At 36.7% G+C, this 657-nt stretch carries 1 protein-coding gene; it reads left to right on the forward strand.

Annotated features, from left to right (window positions below):
* Positions 1-16: 16 nt before the first annotated feature.
* Positions 17-657, forward strand: a 641-nt coding sequence (locus ETU08_RS00480) for an outer membrane beta-barrel protein (protein ID WP_185145243.1), incomplete at its 3' end; no start/stop codon positions are given.

Below are 657 nucleotides of genomic sequence, written 5' to 3' on the forward strand. Positions count from 1 at the left end.
TATGAAAAAGTTCAATTTGTTAGTTACAGTAGCGGCTAGTATGATAGCATCGACTGTATTCGCGCAGAATACTACAGATAAGTGGTATATAGGAATTGGATCACATGCAGTAGACTATACATCAGTACGAGGAGTCTTTGACGGGTACTTTGATACAAAAGACTACAGCTTTACCTTTCCATTATCCAAATTAACGGTAGCAAGAAGCATTGCGAAAAACTGGGCAGTAGACATGCAAGTGTCTTTAGGAGAAGTAGACAATAAAAGAATGAATATTCAAGATGAATTCTTCGTATTGGCAGGATTAGGTCTACGATATTCCCCGTTGAGTGAGTCCAGAACGATGAAATGGTTAGATCCTTATGTACGCGTAGGCGCTAATTATCATAAATATTCATACGATGGAATAAAAATAGATGAGAATCATCCATATGTATCGTACGACAATGACTACAACCCGGAAAAAGAACATGTATTAAGAGGTAAGTTTACCGGAAAAGACAACATGTTTGTATTAAACGGAGGAGTAGGGATTAACTTTTGGATCGTAAAGAACTTTGGTATCAATATAGAATCTCAGTATAACTGGGTAACCAATCAGTCTACAGATTATTCAAACTTCTTCCAACACTCAGCTTCTTTGATCTTCAAATTTGG

It is taken from the genome of Apibacter muscae (assembly GCF_007845635.1).
GTDB lineage: Bacteria > Bacteroidota > Bacteroidia > Flavobacteriales > Weeksellaceae > Apibacter > Apibacter muscae.